This is a genomic window from Algoriphagus confluentis (genome assembly GCF_036245625.1).
In the GTDB taxonomy this organism is placed as follows: Bacteria; Bacteroidota; Bacteroidia; order Cytophagales; family Cyclobacteriaceae; genus Algoriphagus; species Algoriphagus confluentis.
The window spans coordinates 307,827-325,109 of record NZ_BTPD01000006.1; the positions used below are offsets into that span (position 1 = coordinate 307,827).

The 17,283-nt window shown below is 44.6% G+C and carries 12 protein-coding genes; 9 read left to right on the forward strand and 3 right to left on the reverse strand.

Annotated features, from left to right (window positions below; genetic code table 11):
* Positions 1-345 precede the first annotated feature (345 nt).
* Entirely contained in the window at positions 346-1,635 is a 1,290-nt protein-coding gene (locus AAA943_RS11105) for a glycosyltransferase (protein WP_338224316.1), read from the forward strand.
* Positions 1,636-1,746: 111 nt separating this feature from the next.
* Here the strand turns inward: AAA943_RS11105 and AAA943_RS11110 are convergent, their stop codons facing one another.
* The gene (locus AAA943_RS11110) at positions 1,747-2,727 is read right to left on the reverse strand and encodes a polysaccharide deacetylase family protein (protein WP_338224317.1); all 981 of its coding nucleotides are present in this window, start codon (positions 2,725-2,727) and stop codon (positions 1,747-1,749) included.
* An 843-nt stretch (positions 2,728-3,570) separates the two neighbouring features.
* Positions 3,571-4,503: a GNAT family N-acetyltransferase gene (locus tag AAA943_RS11115; RefSeq protein WP_338224318.1), complete on the reverse strand. Its 933-nt coding sequence runs from the start codon at positions 4,501-4,503 to the stop codon at positions 3,571-3,573.
* Between the two features lie 242 nt (positions 4,504-4,745).
* Between AAA943_RS11115 and AAA943_RS11120 the strand changes: the two genes are divergently transcribed.
* The 8 genes from AAA943_RS11120 (at position 4,746) to AAA943_RS11155 (ending at position 13,218) form a co-directional block, all read left to right on the forward strand.
* A complete protein-coding gene (locus tag AAA943_RS11120; protein ID WP_338224319.1) occupies positions 4,746-5,570 on the forward strand; it encodes a polysaccharide biosynthesis/export family protein in 825 nt (274 codons plus the stop codon).
* 3 nt (positions 5,571-5,573) lie between these two features.
* Positions 5,574-8,036: a GumC family protein gene (locus tag AAA943_RS11125; protein WP_338224320.1), complete on the forward strand. Its 2,463-nt coding sequence runs from the start codon at positions 5,574-5,576 to the stop codon at positions 8,034-8,036.
* A 55-nt stretch (positions 8,037-8,091) separates the two neighbouring features.
* Positions 8,092-8,817 carry a 3-deoxy-manno-octulosonate cytidylyltransferase gene (gene kdsB, locus AAA943_RS11130; RefSeq protein ID WP_338224321.1) on the forward strand — a complete coding sequence of 242 codons (726 nt, stop codon included), beginning with the start codon at positions 8,092-8,094 and terminating at the stop codon, positions 8,815-8,817.
* Positions 8,818-8,822: 5 nt separating this feature from the next.
* Positions 8,823-9,242, forward strand: coding sequence for a VOC family protein (locus AAA943_RS11135; RefSeq protein WP_338224322.1), 420 nt, complete (start codon positions 8,823-8,825; stop codon positions 9,240-9,242).
* Positions 9,243-9,298: 56 nt separating this feature from the next.
* Positions 9,299-9,580: a GNAT family N-acetyltransferase gene (locus AAA943_RS11140; RefSeq protein WP_338224323.1), complete on the forward strand. Its 282-nt coding sequence runs from the start codon at positions 9,299-9,301 to the stop codon at positions 9,578-9,580.
* A 272-nt stretch (positions 9,581-9,852) separates the two neighbouring features.
* Positions 9,853-10,263 (forward strand): GNAT family N-acetyltransferase, encoded by a 411-nt coding sequence (locus tag AAA943_RS11145; protein ID WP_338224324.1) that lies wholly within the window; start codon positions 9,853-9,855, stop codon positions 10,261-10,263.
* 322 nt (positions 10,264-10,585) lie between these two features.
* Entirely contained in the window at positions 10,586-12,094 is a 1,509-nt protein-coding gene (locus tag AAA943_RS11150) for a S10 family peptidase (protein ID WP_338224325.1), read from the forward strand.
* A 2-nt stretch (positions 12,095-12,096) separates the two neighbouring features.
* Positions 12,097-13,218 carry a serine hydrolase domain-containing protein gene (locus AAA943_RS11155; RefSeq protein ID WP_338224326.1) on the forward strand — a complete coding sequence of 374 codons (1,122 nt, stop codon included), beginning with the start codon at positions 12,097-12,099 and terminating at the stop codon, positions 13,216-13,218.
* Here AAA943_RS11155 and AAA943_RS11160 read toward each other — a convergent pair whose 3' ends face one another.
* A complete protein-coding gene (locus AAA943_RS11160; protein ID WP_338224327.1) occupies positions 13,219-17,217 on the reverse strand; it encodes a T9SS type A sorting domain-containing protein in 3,999 nt (1,332 codons plus the stop codon).
* Positions 17,218-17,283 lie beyond the last annotated feature (66 nt).

Sequence of the window (17,283 nt, forward strand, 5' to 3'; positions counted from 1 at the left end):
GAATCCGGACAGGTCCATGCTTTTTCCCTGTACTGGTTTCGGGCTCTCGTTTCCAAACGGAGAGGGATGAATAGCGGTGGTGCTTTTGGGGATGCACCTAGCTCAAGAATTAATCCAAGGGGTTAAATTGGACACCTCTCCGGGGATGCCTAGGGATGGGATAGCACAAGCTCTCTAGTCGGGATTCCCTTCCCCATTGGCTTAGGACTTGTTTGGTGAGGATAAAGAATCACGGACTATGGATTTTCCTTTTATTCACAATTCTGGATTTTCAATGCAGAAGGATTGTTGATTGAAAATTGAACCATTGAAAATTGCGCCTTGCCCTGCTTTTAGTAGGTTTGTATGCTTGATCTAGTTGAATTGTCTTCCAAAATCAAAATACTTCACCTCATTAAATCCCTGGGAAGGGGAGGGGCCGAGAAATTAATTCCTGAAACGGCTCTTGTGCATGATCAAGAACGGTTTGAGTTTCATTGTCTTTACTTTTTTTACCAAAAGCAAAACATCGTAGATGAATTGGAGGCAGCCGGCATCCAGGTGCATCTGATTCCTTCTGGCAATTTGGGCTTGTTTTTTCAGGTACAGAAGGTTCGGAAATTTATTCAGGATCAAAAGTTTGACCTCATTCATGCCCACCTTCCCTGGGCAGGTATCTTGGCTCGTTCTGTTGGAAAAAGAATCAGCATCCCTATCGTTTACACAGAGCATAATACCTGGGATCGATACAATAAGGTCTCTTTTTGGGGAAACCGTCTGACCTTCAAAAATCAGGATGTAGCAGTGGCTGTTTCCAACGAAGTGGCGCTATCCATGCAACTGAATTCCATTTGGGATCCATACAAAAGAGGTGGACGCCTCAAGGTAAGGGTGGTTCAAAACGGAGTAAACACCGATACCTTCCAGCGATTTTTTTCCTCCACTGAGGAAGGTGCTTTCTCTTTTGCTCATTGGGAATCAGAAAAGAGACTAGTACAACGATCCAACCCTGACCAGAGACCTTCTGCGGGGTCTGAAAATGCAAGTAGTATTTTCCCTGAGGAAAAGCTATTCCATCTCCGGGCAGAGTTGAAGATACCCAAAGGGGCTCCGATTATCGGCAAAGTGGCCGTCTTTCGATCCCAGAAAAGACTTTGGCTATGGGTGGATTTGGCTATTCGGATTTTAAGAAAATACCCCTCCGCCCACTTTTTACTCGTAGGAGATGGAGAGTGGAGAGGCAGGATTGAGGATCAAATCAAGGAATCCGGACTTCAGAGCAATTTTCACCTGGTCGGAGTTAAAAAAGAGGTGATTCCTTTTCTCAATTTGATGGATATCTATTTAAGCACATCAGAATTTGAAGGCTTACCCATCGCTATGCTGGAAGCTATGGCCTGTGAGGTGCCCGTTGTTGCCACACGAGCAGGAGGAATCGGTGAGGTGATCCAGCATGGTAAACAAGGGTTTTTGACAGAAGTGGACGAGTGGGAACACCTGGAAAAGTACGTGATTCGGCTTTTGGAAGATCCAAAGCTGCATCGTGAGATGGCACAAAATGCAAGAGTACAGGTGATTGACCAATTCAGCATGAAACGGATGGTGGCTCAATTGGAAGAAATCTACGTGCAGGTATTGAAAAATAACACAAAATAAGCGAGGGCTGATTCTGACTTCAATGGATTCCAGAGGATCCTTCTTTTATCTTACCTCACCTGCTAGCCCTGAATTGGAAATCCTCCGGATGTTTTCAGAACTTTCCGGAAATCAGGCAGGAATCAGCCTGTTTTTGACTCTTTTTCCCAATTCCTCCATGCTGAGCGATTCCATGCCATATTTTTCCTGGAGGGTCAAAAAATGAAATAGTAGCTTTTTCAGTTCCAGCATACTCTGTTTGGGGTCATGGCCGAAATTGTGTGGATGCCACCACAAGTGGTATACTTCTCCGTTTTTGGCTGCGTATTCCATTTCTGCGAGAATCCGACTTAGCCGAATGTGGTTGAAAAGCCTGTTTCCCTTGGAAAGCGGACGTAGAATTCTTGAAGCGGGTAGAATTAGGGGTTCTCCAGTAAACTCTTTGATTTCATGTTCAGCATAGGAGGATCTGGATCCTAAGGGAAAAAAGCAGTCAGCCGATCGAAATAGCTTTTTGCTGAAACTCTCATGCTGGGTTTCCTGCCAGAACCAGTTTTTGGGGTTGCCACGGACAAATTCGTAGCCCTCTTCAAGGCAAATCCCCAGATAGAGCTCGTTGATGTGATTTCTTGGAAAAACCAGCGACTTGAGGCTGACGCCAAACTTTTCCCTGGCGATTTTCTGGGTCGCTTGAAGGTCCTGCCGAAATTGCTCCGGGCTTTGTCCTCTCATCAAGGTATAGTAGTGGGCATAGGTGTGAGAGCCCAAATCCTGACCGGGTGTTTGCAGAATCTGATGGATTAATTCAGGAGCAAAATGCACCTCAGGCCTCAAACCGTAGGCCTTCGCCCATGCATATGCAGATAACTTTTTGTCCCGATAGGAGGGAAGAAATTCCGGAGAATAGGATTTCCATTCCTCTTCGTTATCTGCAAAAAGCATCCCTACGGTAGCCCACGTGACGGATATGCCCATTTTTCCGTACAAGTCCAGCATCTCAGGGATGACTTTTCGGGTATTGGAAAAGTATTCTGGATGGTATCGGGTGCCTACTTTGTCAAAAATCCCCCAAAGGAGTTCAAAATCAAGACTGATCGTAAAAGTTCCGGTCATGTAGGTGATGAAATGGTCGCCAAAAGGTAAATAAAGAATCCTTTTTGTTCAAATCATAGGTTGCCTCAACCCCCTGAGTAGGAAGAGTACGTCTCTTCTTGAAGAAAGTCTCTCAAGGGCGCAAATCTTCAGGCAGGGGACGGTCTCATACTTCGTTTCCCTGGCAGCCTGACCCTTCGATTTCGAGATTCTGGTCACCCAAGTGGTCAAGATAACCAGAATCCCACGCAAAGGATAATGACCGGTCGAGTCCTTTTTGTATGTCCGAAGAATAGCTAAGACTCAAGATTGCAAACTCTACTTTTGAGACAGCCTCCAGTGCCTGAGCAATGCTTACAAGGTTTTGCCGGGACCAACTCCCACTCGACACGGGTCAGGGGAGATGAATCCTCTACCCTTGCTCTTTGACTTTGAAACTTGACTTTTGAGAATTCCTTTCTTTCTTCTTGTTGGCAAAAGCTACCATTTTCAGCTCAAGGTTCCGGGGCAGCGCAGGTGTTTTGCCCTAGGTGATTGATGTGTTGCTTCTATTGGGGTCTTCCCTTCCCTCCCTAGCTTTGCTGCTTGGGTCCTGATGGTTACCCTGGGTAAGGGGTTTTCGATCCGGAGCTTTTTGCACAGTTTGCCCCAATTTGCAATTTGACTTATTTAGGTTAGCTACACTTATGGCTGTCCGTATTCAAGTCCTATTCTTTGAACATAGGAGATTGAATTTGCCTCCTATCCATTCCATCCTTCCCATCCACCCCAATGGCCATGCTTTGAATAGGCTAAAAATCCCCTTTCTATGGATGGGTACAAGGGACCAGATACTATGGGCTATAGCCCATTGCCTATCCACCGTCAAAACAACTCCAGATCTCCAAGACTCCAAGCCCAAGGTAGGGAAGCGGGTTGAATTTCGGCCTTCATTTCCCTGAGGGTGACCCAAGGCCCTATGGGAAGAGTAGCCGAGAGCCTTAGGTTTAGGTTGTTTTTTAACAATCCTGACTGGCTTATCCATTTTGCTCCGCTGTGAATTATTGCGGATTTAAGGGCTTGTTTAGCATTTACCAAGACTGCCGCAGAGCTGTCTTCTGAGATAAAAAAATCACAAATCCGGAATTCTTTTCCCCAAGCATTTTCTTTGATGCGGTAGATAAGTAAGTAATTTTTTTCATCTGACACCACTTGGTATTGGAAAATAGGGCAATCTCTGTATCTCCAAAAAATATATCCTTTCCTTGCATGGGTTTTGATTGCTTGGCCGGATTCCTTTTGACTTTCAAATTGCCTGACCAAAAGCTCCACACTGGTCCAGTCGGAGGGGAGGGCTTGTTTCTTGACAGATAAAAAAGAATCGAAACAAAAACCCATCTCCACAGGCAGCCTGTTCCATTTCTCCCAACCCATTTTTAAATACCCCGGGGTACTTTTGGAGTTAGGCGTATTGAAAATCAGATCTATTCCTTCTTTTTTCATCTGCTCAATCAGCTGTCGGGTGAGTTGGGTGAATATCCCTTTGCCTTGAAATTCAGGATGAACCGCCGTATCTACAGCCCGACAGGCTTGAAGGGTTTTTCCTTTCCAGACAAATTCCCAGCGTAAAAAAGCCCGTATACCGATCAGTTGATTTTCATTTTCTGCAAGGAGAATGGGAGATTTTCCAAAGGGATTTTCCACATGCTTCCAAGTCCAAAGCTGGAGGGATTTTGGGATGAAGCTTTCTCCCAAACTTACCCTGAGTAAGTCAATGATTTGGGGAAGATCCTCTTGTGTACCCTTTCGGATTTGCATAGGGCTAATATACTTTTATTGGGCAATTTCTCGAGAGCTATTCGGGATTAAGGAAGAAAAACCTTTTGGATTTTGGAAATAAAAGGACGTCTGGGATCGATGAAAATGAAATGAAAAACCTGAATTCCCAAGTGGAAAAAATCCCAGGCAGGAAATGCCTTCTGCTTTTGATAATTTGCTTATCCTTACCCTTGTGGATTATCAGATTTACATATCTTTGACCGATTGATCAGTCCTATTTCATGAAGCATCTTTCTTTTTTGATTCTCCTTGCCGCCTTGGTGAGTTCCTGTATCAGCAACAAACGCATTACCTATTTACAAAACCTCTCAGACAGCACTGCTATTGACTTGGATGAATTCATTCCTTTCGCAGAAGTAGACTACGAGTATATATTACAACCTTTCGATATAGTACAGATTGATTTTGCAAGTTCAGACCCCACCTTGGTGGAAGGTTTTAGCTTTCAGAACAGTGGTGGGAATATGGGTGGAATGCGAATGGGAGGAGCTGGAGGAGGTCAGGGAAGTGATCCATTATACATGACCGGGTACTCCATAGACAAAGAGGGCATGGTGGATATTCCACGGTTGGGAAAAGTGAAAATTGCAGGAATGAACGAGGAGGACGCGAAAGAAGTGGTACAAATGGCGATCAATGCCTATTTCAAAGATGATGTCTATGTCCGCTTGAGAATTGCAGGGATCCGATATACCACACTGGGAGAATTCAACAGCGTGGGAGTTCAGATTATCTTTAAAAACAGAGCTACTTTGTTTGACGCTTTGGCCAATGCTGGAGAGACTACCCTTTTGGGAAAAAAGAACAAACTTTTTTTGATCCGACAATACGATGGTGGCACCAAAATCCATCAAATCAATCTCAATGACCGGGCCTTGCTAGGAAGTCCCTGGTATTTTATTCAGCCCAATGACATCTTGTATTTGGAACCGATGAAAATCAGGCAAATTGGAACAGCCGACAACCTAACAGCTTCATTGGCATTATTTGGAGGTATATTGGCATCTGTACTTTTAATTTTAAATTTGGTGACGGGGAACCTCTAAGCGATGGAAAAGCTCGACCTGAGTCAGTTGGATAATGAAGAGAAAGCACTGGAGATCCGGTATGTGGTCGCCAAATACATTCGCTTTTGGCCTTGGTATGTGCTTTTTGTTTTCCTTTTTGTCACTGCCACCTATATATTTCATCGCTACACGGTGGATGAGTTTGAAGTTACTGGTTCACTGGTGATTAAAAACAACAGCACACCTGAGGCAAGAATTCTGGACCGGTCAAATATTTTCAATTCAGGAATCAATCTGGAAAATGATATTCTCCGTCTTCGATCCAAAAACTTGGCCAAGGAAGCCTTAAAAAAACTTCATTTTGATGTAGAATATTTCGCCAAAACCAATATCAAGGATATCGAGCTGTACGATCGATCACCTATAAGGGTAGAGGTGGACTGGGATCATCTGCAAGTGACAGATGCTCCCGTGGAGCTGGAAATCCTTTCCGATGAAACTTTCCGGCTCAGACAGGTCTTGGGGGGATTTATGGATTTCAATCGGGTTCAGGCTGCCGGAGATGAATCGGTCTTTGACAAAACGTACACGTTTGGAGAAACCATCGAGACTGCCCGGTCCAAATTCAGAGTGCTTCTGGTCAATCCGGGAAGAATTGGTGATCAGGTAATTTTCCGTTTGGTCAATCCATCTGCCTTGGAGGATCAACTAGCCAAATCCATTCAGGTTAGTACTGTAAATGAATATTCATCGGTATTGAGAATCAGCACCACCACCAAGGTGGTTGAAAAAGGAAGAGATTACATCAATGCCCTGATGCAGGCCTACATCGAATACGATCTCAACGAGAAAAATAAAATTCAGGAAAACTCCATCGACTTTATCGATGAGCAGTTGGGGTATTTGGAAGACTCCATGAAGTCCAAGCAAAGGGAACTCCTCCGGTTTAAGGTGGAGAACAAGCTATTGGATGTATCAGCTGAGTTTTCGAGCATCTTGGGAAAAATCAATGACTTGGATGAGCGAAGTGCCCAGCTGGATTATCAATTGAAGTATTTTGAGGAGATTCGCGACTACATGGAGGCAAAAAGCCGAGATTATGCCGACGTCATTGCGCCATCTGTGATCGGTGTACCTGATCCCTTACTCAATGGGCTTATTCAGAGTTTGGTGACACTTTCTCAAGACAGAAGGAAACTTCTGGCTACGGTAAATGAAAATCATCCCGAGGTCCTGAAGATTGATGTGCAAATGGAAAAAGTCCAGGATGCCCTCTTCGAGAATGTGGTCAATCTTATTGAAAACACCAAAAAGCAGAGAAATTCGCTGATGGCAGAAATCCGGACCTATGATTCCCAATTTGCCACTCTTCCCGAGTCGGAATCAGAATACACTGATATATTCCGGGAGTATCAGTTGAGAGAGAATATTTTTACCTATCTGCTGGAGAAAAGAGTAGAAGCAGGAATTGCCCGGGCAGCCAATGTTTCGGACAATGCAATTTTGGATTTGGCAAAGCAAGGCACTTTGGTTTTTCCTAAAAAGACCCAAAACTATGGTTTGGCAGTTGCATTGGGTTTCTTGTTGCCCTTTGGGTTTATTGTTTTAAGGGAAATGTTTGATGACAGCATTAAGGATCAGCGAGATCTGAAAAAACATTTCATGATACCCCAGCTGGGTGTAATTGGCTACAGCACCAAAGATACCAACAAGGTCGTGCTTGAGCATCCCAAATCAGCCGTTGCAGAATCTTTCCGATCCCTTAGGTCGGCAATAGCCTATTTGGCCTCCGGGAAAAACACCAAAAAAATATTGGTTACCTCCTCTGTGTCCGGGGAGGGAAAGACGTTTACTTCCCTCAATTTGGCCTCAGCCATGGCTTTAGGTTCTAAAAAAACAGTAGTGGTAGGAGCAGACTTAAGAAGACCCAAATTGGCCTCCTATTTTAACCATACCGAAAAGGTAGGTCTTTCTACCTACCTCATAGGCAAAGTAGCTGCAGAGGATATTATTTTTCCTTCTCAGCATCACAACCTCTACTTTGTTCCTTCCGGTGTGATTCCTCCCAATCCTGCCGAATTGCTCCAAACTCCCAAACTCAAAGAGTTTTTGAATTACCTGGAAGAGAGATTTGATATTGTGGTATTTGATACTCCTCCCATGGGATTGGTATCTGAGACCATCGACCTGATGCGCTTGTTTGACATCAACCTTTATGTGGTTCGGCAAAACTATACAGTCAAAGATCACCTGGTCATGATCAATGACCTTTTCAATAACAAGCAGGTGACCAGTGTATATGGTGTATTTAATGGTATCCTTAACTCCGGATATCATTACGAAGGGTATAATTACGGGTATGGTAACACCTACCTCTATTCCCAAAACAACAAGTACATGTACAATTATTACGGAGATGACTTGGAGACCAAACGGAAGAAGATCAAAAAGTCCAAGAAATTTGAGCCACTAAAAGCCATTAAAAAGGCCTTTAGAATTCGATAAAGTATTTCGTGTGAAGTCCAGTAGGTACTAATCACGACTATATCCTGCGGAACATATGAAAACTGCTGTCCTTATCCCTGCCCGTTATTCTTCTACACGCCTTCCTGCCAAATTGGTCCAGGATTTAGGAGGTATTTCGGTGATTCAACGAACCTACCTCAGTACTTTGGCTACTGAAGTGTGCGATGAAGTATGGGTGGTCACGGACCATGAACAGATTAGAGATCAGATTTTGGAACTCGGAGGGAAAGTGTATTTCAGCTTCAAAAAGCATGAAAGTGGTTCGGACCGAATCGCTGAAGCGCTCGAAGTAGTCGATGCCGACCTCTTGCTGAATGTGCAGGGAGACGAACCCTTTCAGGATGGAGAGTCTCTTAAAAACCTCGTCAATGCGTTTGAAAGACCAAAAGTAAAAATGGCAAGTCTGATGTGCAGAATTTCGGAAGACGAATCCTACAACCCCAATACCGTAAAAGTAGTGGTGGACGAAGAGAGCAATGCCATCTATTTTTCCCGTTCTCCTATCCCTTTCAACCGGGAGAAAAAGGAGGATCTGATCTACTGGAAGCACATCGGAGTCTATGCCTATACCCGAGAACTTTTGCAGGAGTTCACTTCCTGGCCTAAAGGACAGTTGGAACAAATAGAGATGCTCGAACAGCTCAGACTGGTGGAGAGAGGGGTCAAAATCAAAATGGTGGAGACCAACCACCAATCCATATCCATCGACACCCAGGAGGATTTGAATCGGGCCAGAAATTTTATCAAAAGTATTTTTTGAAGACAATGAAAAAAAAGGTTACCGGAATAGGAGGGATTTTTTTTAAGGTCAAAGACCCGGATGCGACCAAATCCTGGTATCAAAAGCATTTGGGACTCCATACGGACCGGTATGGTACGGCTTTCGAGTGGAGGTCATCCGATAGTCCACAACAAAAAGGCTTTACCCAATGGTCTCCCATGAATGAGGATACCCAATATTTCAACCCATCTGAAAAAGATTTTATGATCAATTACCGGGTTGAAAACCTGGAAGAACTTCTCCTTGAGCTTAAAAAGGCCGGGGTTAAGATTTTGGATGAAATAGAAGAGTTTGAGTACGGGAAATTTGTCCATATCCTGGACCCGGATGGTCATGCCATAGAATTGTGGGAACCCAATGACCAGATTTACGATGGACTGGTGGAGGGGAGAACCCAAAGCTGATTCAGACTGTTGAAGTGGTCTAAATCACCCAGTCTAACTTTTAATATTTATCAAAAATGGAAATCAAGCACCAATCAGAAGGCAGAAGAGGGAGTTTTTTTCTCCAAATGGAAGGACAGAAAAAAGCAGAAATGGTCTATGTCATGGCAGGACCAAACAAGATGATCATCGAGCACACTGAAGTAGATGAGGATCTTCAAGGGCAGGGAGTAGGTCTTCAATTGTTAAAGCAATTGGTCGACTGGGTAAGGAAGGAGGAGATCAAAGTGATTCCTCTGTGTCCATTTGCCAAAGCTACCTTTGCCCGACATGCAGAGCTCCGAGATGTCCTTAATTGAAGAACATCAAAACCAGTAAAAACAGAAGCGAGAAAAAAGCGAGGAGCGAGCTAATCCAAATTTGGGTTTTCCGCCTTTTTTGTCGAAGGGATTGGAGGTAAGCGATGGATTCGGACAGGGAAGATTCCTCTCCCGCGGTTCTTTTCAAAAAAGTACCTGATGCGATGGATTTGGTCCTGATTTTTCCCAATTTATGGTTGTCTTCAAATGACTGCTTGGCCTGTCGGCTAAATCCAATTCCTCCTGTCATGTTTCCAAACTAATAAATTTTTATGATAAATATACAGCTTGAGCCTACTTTTTCTCTCGAAGACTATCAATGGATTCTGCAAGATTCCGGTTTGGGAAAAAGGAGACCTATGGAAGATTCCAATCATCTTGAGCGAATGCTGAGAGGATCCAATCTGATTGTCACTGCAAGAAGGGATGGAGACTTGGTTGGATTTCTTCGTGGACTCACCGACCATTGCTACCGTTGTTTTATTGCAGATTTGGCAATAGCCAAAGCGTATCAAAGACAGGGTGTTGGCCAAAAACTGCTTGTTTTTACCAGAGATTTAGCTCCTGAGGCCCGCTTGATCCTATTTTCGGCAGAGGATGCGGTTCCATTTTATGAAAAATTGGGGTTCCACCTCCATGAGCGATGCTATCAATTGAAGGCAGGGGAGGAGTTTGAAAGGTAAGAAGGGGGTAAAGTTAAGCTTCACAAATGGCGGGGACCCATAAAACCATCCCATACCTAAAACCCGGAAAAAGTCCGGGAATTCCCGGCATAGCGCCTGTCGGCCGTGAAGGGAGGAGCTATTTGGGTAGTAATTCGTCACGATGCTTTGGAAGCGACAAAGCTATCTTGATTAAAGCCTGGAGAAAGTGATTGGAAGTTTAGGCATCTCATGTCTTGTATTTTGAGTCTTGTGCCTTAAGTCTAATTTCTTGTTTTGGGATTGTTCATGAAACTGAATTAACTTGACTTTTACTTTGACAAAGAAAATAAATCTAATGGCCATGCAAATCCGATTTCTAGCACTTTTCTTATTGATCTCATTTGGAACCTGGGCTCAGGAGGGTGCTTCCGAACCCGCTTCAGGGATACCTAATGCTCAGGTGTTTGAATCCAAGCAATCCGTCACCATTGATGGAAAAGTAGTCAACCTGAATGCAAAAGCCGGGACGATGGAGTTGAGAGATGAAAACAACGAACCGATCGCTCTTTTTGGATTTACCGCTTATTTCAAAGAAAATGGAGGCAAAGACAGACCCATCGTTTTTGCGTACAACGGCGGACCGGGATCCTCTTCCTATTGGCTGCATATGGGGATCATGGGGCCCAAGCGGATTGTCGTAGACGATCCCAAGTACAATCAGGGAGCCCCTTATTCTCTGGTCAATAACGAATTTTCGATTTTGGATGTAGCCGATGTAGTCATGATGGATCCGGTGGGTACGGGTCTTAGTGTGCCCATTGGTAAAGCCTCTGGGAAAGATTTCTGGGGTGTGGATCAAGATATCCGATCGATCAGCCTCTTTATTATGCAGTTTCTCAAGGCCCATGATCGGCTCAATTCTCCCAAATACATTCTTGGAGAAAGCTACGGAACCTTCCGAAATGCCGGGGTGATGAATGATTTATTGGGCAAAGGATATGCACTCAACGGTGTAATTATGGTTTCGGCCGTGTTTGATTTGAGAACTTTATTCTTTGCACCCAATGAAGATCTTCCCTATATCGTCTATTTGCCTACGATGGCAGCCACCAGCTGGTATCATAATAAAGTGGCCGAAAAGGGGACTGACTTGCCATCTTTTGTTCAAAAGGTGAGGGAATTTACCGAAATGGAATATGCCCCGGCCTTATTCAAAGGAAACAGGATATCGGCCTCGGAGAAGTCTGCAATAGCCTCCAAACTACAAGGACTTACAGGAATCAGTGCTGAGGTATGGGAAAGAGCCAATCTCAAAATCACTGCCGATGAATACTATCAGGAATTACTTCGTAAAGAAGGACAGACTGTAGGCCGCTTGGATTCCCGCTATAAGGGGATCAACATCGACCCCATGGCCATGTCCGCATTTACCGACCCTCAGAGTGATGCCATTTCCCCAGCCTATACGATGGGATTTTTGGATTATTTCCATGGTAGCTTAGGTGTGAGCAAGGAGTTGTTGTATGCTACTTCAGCCTATTCCAAGGAAGGCTTCCGGTGGGATTGGAAGCATCAGGGGAATAACTTCTGGGGTGCCGACGCAGCGGTGACTACCCTGCCTGATATGGCAGAAGCGCTGAGCAAAGATCCCTATGTTCAGGTGTTGGTTATGAATGGGTATTACGATCTGGCTACGGTCTTTCATGGGGTGGAGCATTCCATTTCCCGGTTGGAGTTGCCTCAGAGTGCCTTGGACCGGATTGTGATGACTTATTATGAAGCTGGTCATATGATGTACACTCATTTGCCTTCCGCGAAGCTTTTCCGCGAAGATTTGAAAAAATTTATTGAAAATACCCTGAGAAAATAAGGATGAGAAGTTTCCCCAATTCCACATTTTGTTTTGCCCAAGCCCTCCTTTTTGGATGGGCTCTTTTTTATTCTTTCGGTGTCGATGCCCAAAAAAACAGAACTCAATCTGCCAAGGTCCTATACTTTCCTCCCAAAGAGTCTTCCCTTTGGGAAAATCAAGCTCCCGAGGAATTGGGCTGGGATAGAACTGCTTTGAATGAGTTTTTGGACTGGTTGCCTACTCAGGAGACACGGGCGTTTATTATCCTAAAAGACGGCAAAATAGTTGTGGAGGAATATTGGGGAAGCAAACTGACCGGAACAGGGGGAATGGATCAAAATTCCTATTGGTATTGGGCATCAGCTGGCAAAACCCTGACAGCTGCTCTGGTAGGCATAGCTCAGCAGGAAAAACTGTTGAAAATCGGTGATCGGACTCAAAAGTACCTCGGACAGGGCTGGACTTCCATGAACTCCTCCCAAGAGCGCGCGATCAGGATAGAGCATCACCTGAGCCTCACCACAGGGATCAACGATCAAGTAGCCAATCTAAACAACACTTCCCCAGCTTCCTTTACTTACCTGGCCAAGCCAGGTACCCGATGGAGCTACCATAATGGCACCTATACCTTATTGGAAACGGTCGTGGAGAATGCCTCCGGAAAAACCTTTCAGGCTTATTTTGAAGAGAAATTGGGGAAAAGAATAGGAATGAAAGGCTTTTGGCAGCAGACAGGAGACAATAATGTTTTTTACTCCGATGCCCGTTCTTTTGCCCGTTTTGGATTGTTGCTTTTGGCTAATGGCAATTGGAATGGGGAACAAATCTGGTCCGGTTCGTACTTTGATCAGCTTTCCCAAAGCTCCCAAAATCTAAACTTAAGCTATGGATACCTTACTTGGCTTAATGGGAAGGCCTCTCATCTGCTTCCTGGCTCCCAGACAGTTTTTTCCGGAGCCTTGATTCCCTCCGCCCCTGCAGACATGTACCAAGCGATGGGGAAAAACGGGCAGTTTTTGATGATTGTCCCTTCTCAAAACCTGGTGATTGTCCGAATGGGTGGTGCTCCAGGAGACTTGCCTTTACCCTTCTTTCTCATCCGTCAAATGTGGGATAAATTATCCTTGATCATCCCCGATTGATCATTGGAGAATTAGCTTTTTGGTGTGGATTTCTTTGGCCGAATACAGCATAAGAATATACAAGCCCTTAGGAAGTCCGGATAGATCAAATTCTGCCTGAGAGTTTCTTATTTCGTCGGATTGTAGGACGGATTGCCCGTTTAGATTCAAAATGTCCACCTTCATGCCGTCAAGATTTAAGTTTTGGCTTTCCAGGTAAACCTTGCCTTGGGTAGGATTGGGAAATACCTTGATCTGTAAATTGGGATTGTTTTCCCCAATTACACTCACGGCTACTGTCTGATATATAGTGGACAAACCATCAAAATCTACTTGAATCAATCGATAAAAATTTCTCCCAAATTTGGGGTTGATATCTACAAATCGATAGGAGAGGGGTTCTAAAGAGTCTCCAGAACCAGGGACCAGAGAAAGTGTTTCCCACTTTTTCCCGTCAAAAGAACGCTCAAGAAGAAAGTGGGAATTGTTTTTTTCCGTTGCCGTTTGCCATTCGACCAGGATATCCCGATTTTCTGTTTGTCTGGCGGTAAATGAAAGCAATTCTACAGGTAATACCCGGAAAGAACTGCCGATGGAAAACCATCCCAAATTGGATGTCGTGCCGGCTGTGATGGTGCCCGAACTCGCATTTCCACTCACAGCTCCCATCAAATCAACCCAACTGCTTCCATTCCAATAGATACTAACTAATTCAGTATGGTCTATAATCGGAGAAGTTCTGGAACCATCATAGGACAAAGAGATTCCTCGATTGATGCTGCCGACATTTCTTCGGAGGTCCCAATGTTCTGTCCGGTTCATCAGCCCAATAGTGGCATCACGGGCAGTGGTATCGGTAGGAATATCCACCGGGGCGACTTGTAAATATTGGGCAGTATAGATATCCGTTCCTCCACCACCTCGATTGGCCATGGAAATCGGAGCAAAAAACCCTCCATCCCCTGTAGGAAAGGTAAAGGCTTGGTTCCCGATTTTCCGTACAGGCCCATCTACATGGCTAGCATCGGACATACCGGAGGAGGTGGCTCCATTATCAAAGGTAAGGAGGTTGGAAAGTGAAGTGTTGAGAATTCCATTGGAAAAATCTCCAAATACATTCACCAAAAGAGGCACAGCCAAAGTCAAATTTCCCGGGGTATTCATCCTCAGCCGCCTCACTGTGGGAGAAAAGGCTGCGTCACCTTGCCAAACTTGGGCGGTGTTTCCGGTAATCTCCACCGTGCCATTGTTTGAGCCAAAGGTCAATGCACGACTGGATCCTACTGTTGAAATGTTGCCTGAGAAAGTATTCACATGATTGAATGCCGGTTCGATTAATCCGGTAGAGGTGGAGACAAAACTGGCATCCCGCGTGAAGGAATCTCCACTGGTCACTGCCAATCTAAATCTGGACCCGGAGCTGTTGACAAAATTAACCAGGCCAAAGGTGTTGCCTCCTGCCCAGTCGTTTGACCCACCTCCGGTTTTGGTGAAATTTGCAATGCCTCCTACGGTAGAAAAGTTATTGGCGCCGTTTGCATTAATATTGGGTGCTGTGAAGTCCCCGTTATTGGCAAACGTATTGGAGCCTTGAAAACTGATGACAGAGGTGGCTGTCACTCCGAAATCTCCCTGAAAGGAAGAATTGATGGAGTTAAAAGTCGTGACGCCAAAATTCCCATTGGACGCATTCTGAACCTGAGTGAAATTGTTGAATTCCAATAAGTTTCCAATCATAAAATCACTGGTAAGCACACCCCCGGTCTGAAGGGATGAGGTTCCGCCTCCCTCTCCAAACCTAAGTGTGCCGTTTGGTCCACTGTTATTGAGGGTAATTTGCTCAGCGAAGGTGTTTGTACCCCGAAATGCCACTCCCAGAATCCCATTACCTGTATTGGTAAAGAGCGAGGTGGAAGTGAAGGTATCTCCCGTGTTTTGGCCTAATCTGAGTCGGCTGTTGGTAGTGTTAAAGACTTCTAGTCTACCGAAGGTATTCCCACCATTCCAATCGTTATTGGTACCAGATGTAGTTTTGATAAAGCGTATAGTTCCTCCACTTGTGGCAAAGCTGTTTCCTGCTGCTGTCATTTGGATACTCCCGCCTGAGAAAGTTCCATTTCTTGCGAAAACATTGGCTCCATTGAAATTGATCGTGGTGGCTGTCACTCCAAAATCTCCCTGGAATGAGGAGTTGACGGAAGTAAAGGTTGTCACTTGGAAATTGCCATTGGGGAAATTTTGAGTCTGGGAAAAATTATTGAATTCCAGAAGGTTTCCCGTCGTAAATGAGCTTGTCACTACACCGCCATTGCTCAGGGTGGAGGTGCCACCGCCCTCGCCAAATCGTAGGGTCCCTCCTGCACTGGTATTGTTGATGGTGATTTGCTGGGAAAAAGAATTGGTGCCACGGAAAGCAATGCCCAAAATTCCATTGCCATTGTTAGTAAACACTGAGCTGGAATTAAAGGTATCTCCAAGATTTTGGCCAAGGCGAAGCCGGCTATTGGCATTATTGGTGATTTCCAATGTGCCAAACGTAGTGCCTCCATTCCAGTCATTATTGATTCCCGAGGCATTTTTGATAAATCTGGCCACTCCTCCGCTGCTGGCAAAATTGTTTCCGGCTCCAGTCATTTGGATGCTATTCCCAGTGAAATTTCCATTCCTGGCAAATGTATTGGCACCATTGAAGTTGATAGTAGTGGCATTCACCCCAAAATCACCCTGAAACGAGGAATTTATTGAAGTAAAGGTGGTGGAATTGAAGTTTCCATTCGCCACATTTTGTACCTGGATGAAATTGTTGAATTCGAGGATATTCGCAGCACCAAATAGGCTGGTGACGACAGCCCCCGTGCTCAGTAGGGAGGTGCCTCCTCCTTCTCCAAATCGGACCGAACCGGCAGGATTGCTGTTATTGATTTCAATTTGCTGGCCAAAGGTGGTTGAACCACTGTAGGCAATTCCCAAAAAATTTGTGCCGTTGTTGGAAAATATGGATGTCCTCAAAAAGCTGTCACCCAAAGTATTGGCTAGTCTCAGTCTACTGTTTGAATTATTGGTAAAGCTGACAGTTCCAAAGGTATTTCCCCCTTCCCAATCATCATTTCCATTCCCATTTTTCACAAAAGTTGTGCTGCTTAGGAGAGGAATGCTGAATTGATTTAGTCCGTCTGCATCCAGATTGCCACCCGAAATGAATGAGTTGACTCCATTGAAAATATTGTTTCCTAAAAAGATCAGATCGTCTGCAGTAGTCACCGAAAAATCTCCCAAAAAGACCGAATTGGTCACAAAAAAATCATCAACATCAAACACTCCGTTGGCAGTGACTTGTACTTGGGTGAAATTCCGAATATCTAAATTTCCAACTGAAAAAGACCCATTAATTAATCCTCCTACATTCAGCACGGAAGTTCCTCCACCTAATCCAAAACTCAGGGTATTGTTGTTGTTTAAGCTTTCTAAAGTAATGGTTCCATTGAATTCATTAATACCGTTGAAGGCTATTTGTAAATCTCCTGTGGATCCTTTTATGAATTGGCTTGTCGAATTGAATCTATCTCCCAAAGTATTGGCAAGCCTCCAACGGCTGTTGTTATTGTTTCTTATCGTAGTCGGACCATTGAATACATTGCCTCCCTCGGACGTATTGTTGATTCCTCCTGTTTTTATCAAGGTGATCGTGCCGTTGAAAACCGTGTTTTGAAGTGAGTTTAGATTATTTGCAGCCACTGTGCCATTGGAGATTGTCCCACCTGTAGATTGGAAGTTTCTCGTGACCGTCAATTGAAATCCACCGAGGTTGATATTTCCAGCAGAAATCGAAAAGTCCCTCAGGCTGATATTTCCGGGAAGAATGGGCTGATTCGGTGCGGCAGGATTGGAAATAACTACATCAGAGCCTGCTCCGGGGATTGTTCCGGAGCTCCAATTAGACGCAGTATTCCAGTTGGAGCTTGTAATGCCAGTCCAAGTTTGTCCCAGCACAAGCCGTGTGCTAAGGAGAAAAAATATCAAAAACCAGTATGCTTTTATATCTGAGGGTGAAGATGACTTTCGAAAATAACCATTCTCATAAAAAAA

Coding starts and splice junctions, on each gene's coding strand:
- kdsB (WP_338224321.1), top strand. CDS start 8,092: ATGAAAACTGCTGTCCTTATCCCTGCCCGTTATTCTTCTACACGCCTT.
- AAA943_RS11105 (WP_338224316.1), top strand. CDS start 346: ATGCTTGATCTAGTTGAATTGTCTTCCAAAATCAAAATACTTCACCTC.
- AAA943_RS11125 (WP_338224320.1), top strand. CDS start 5,574: ATGGAAAAGCTCGACCTGAGTCAGTTGGATAATGAAGAGAAAGCACTG.
- AAA943_RS11135 (WP_338224322.1), top strand. CDS start 8,823: ATGAAAAAAAAGGTTACCGGAATAGGAGGGATTTTTTTTAAGGTCAAA.
- AAA943_RS11110 (WP_338224317.1), bottom strand. CDS start 2,727: ATGACCGGAACTTTTACGATCAGTCTTGATTTTGAACTCCTTTGGGGG.
- AAA943_RS11145 (WP_338224324.1), top strand. CDS start 9,853: ATGATAAATATACAGCTTGAGCCTACTTTTTCTCTCGAAGACTATCAA.
- AAA943_RS11115 (WP_338224318.1), bottom strand. CDS start 4,503: ATGCAAATCCGAAAGGGTACACAAGAGGATCTTCCCCAAATCATTGAC.
- AAA943_RS11120 (WP_338224319.1), top strand. CDS start 4,746: ATGAAGCATCTTTCTTTTTTGATTCTCCTTGCCGCCTTGGTGAGTTCC.
- AAA943_RS11140 (WP_338224323.1), top strand. CDS start 9,299: ATGGAAATCAAGCACCAATCAGAAGGCAGAAGAGGGAGTTTTTTTCTC.
- AAA943_RS11155 (WP_338224326.1), top strand. CDS start 12,097: ATGAGAAGTTTCCCCAATTCCACATTTTGTTTTGCCCAAGCCCTCCTT.
- AAA943_RS11150 (WP_338224325.1), top strand. CDS start 10,586: ATGCAAATCCGATTTCTAGCACTTTTCTTATTGATCTCATTTGGAACC.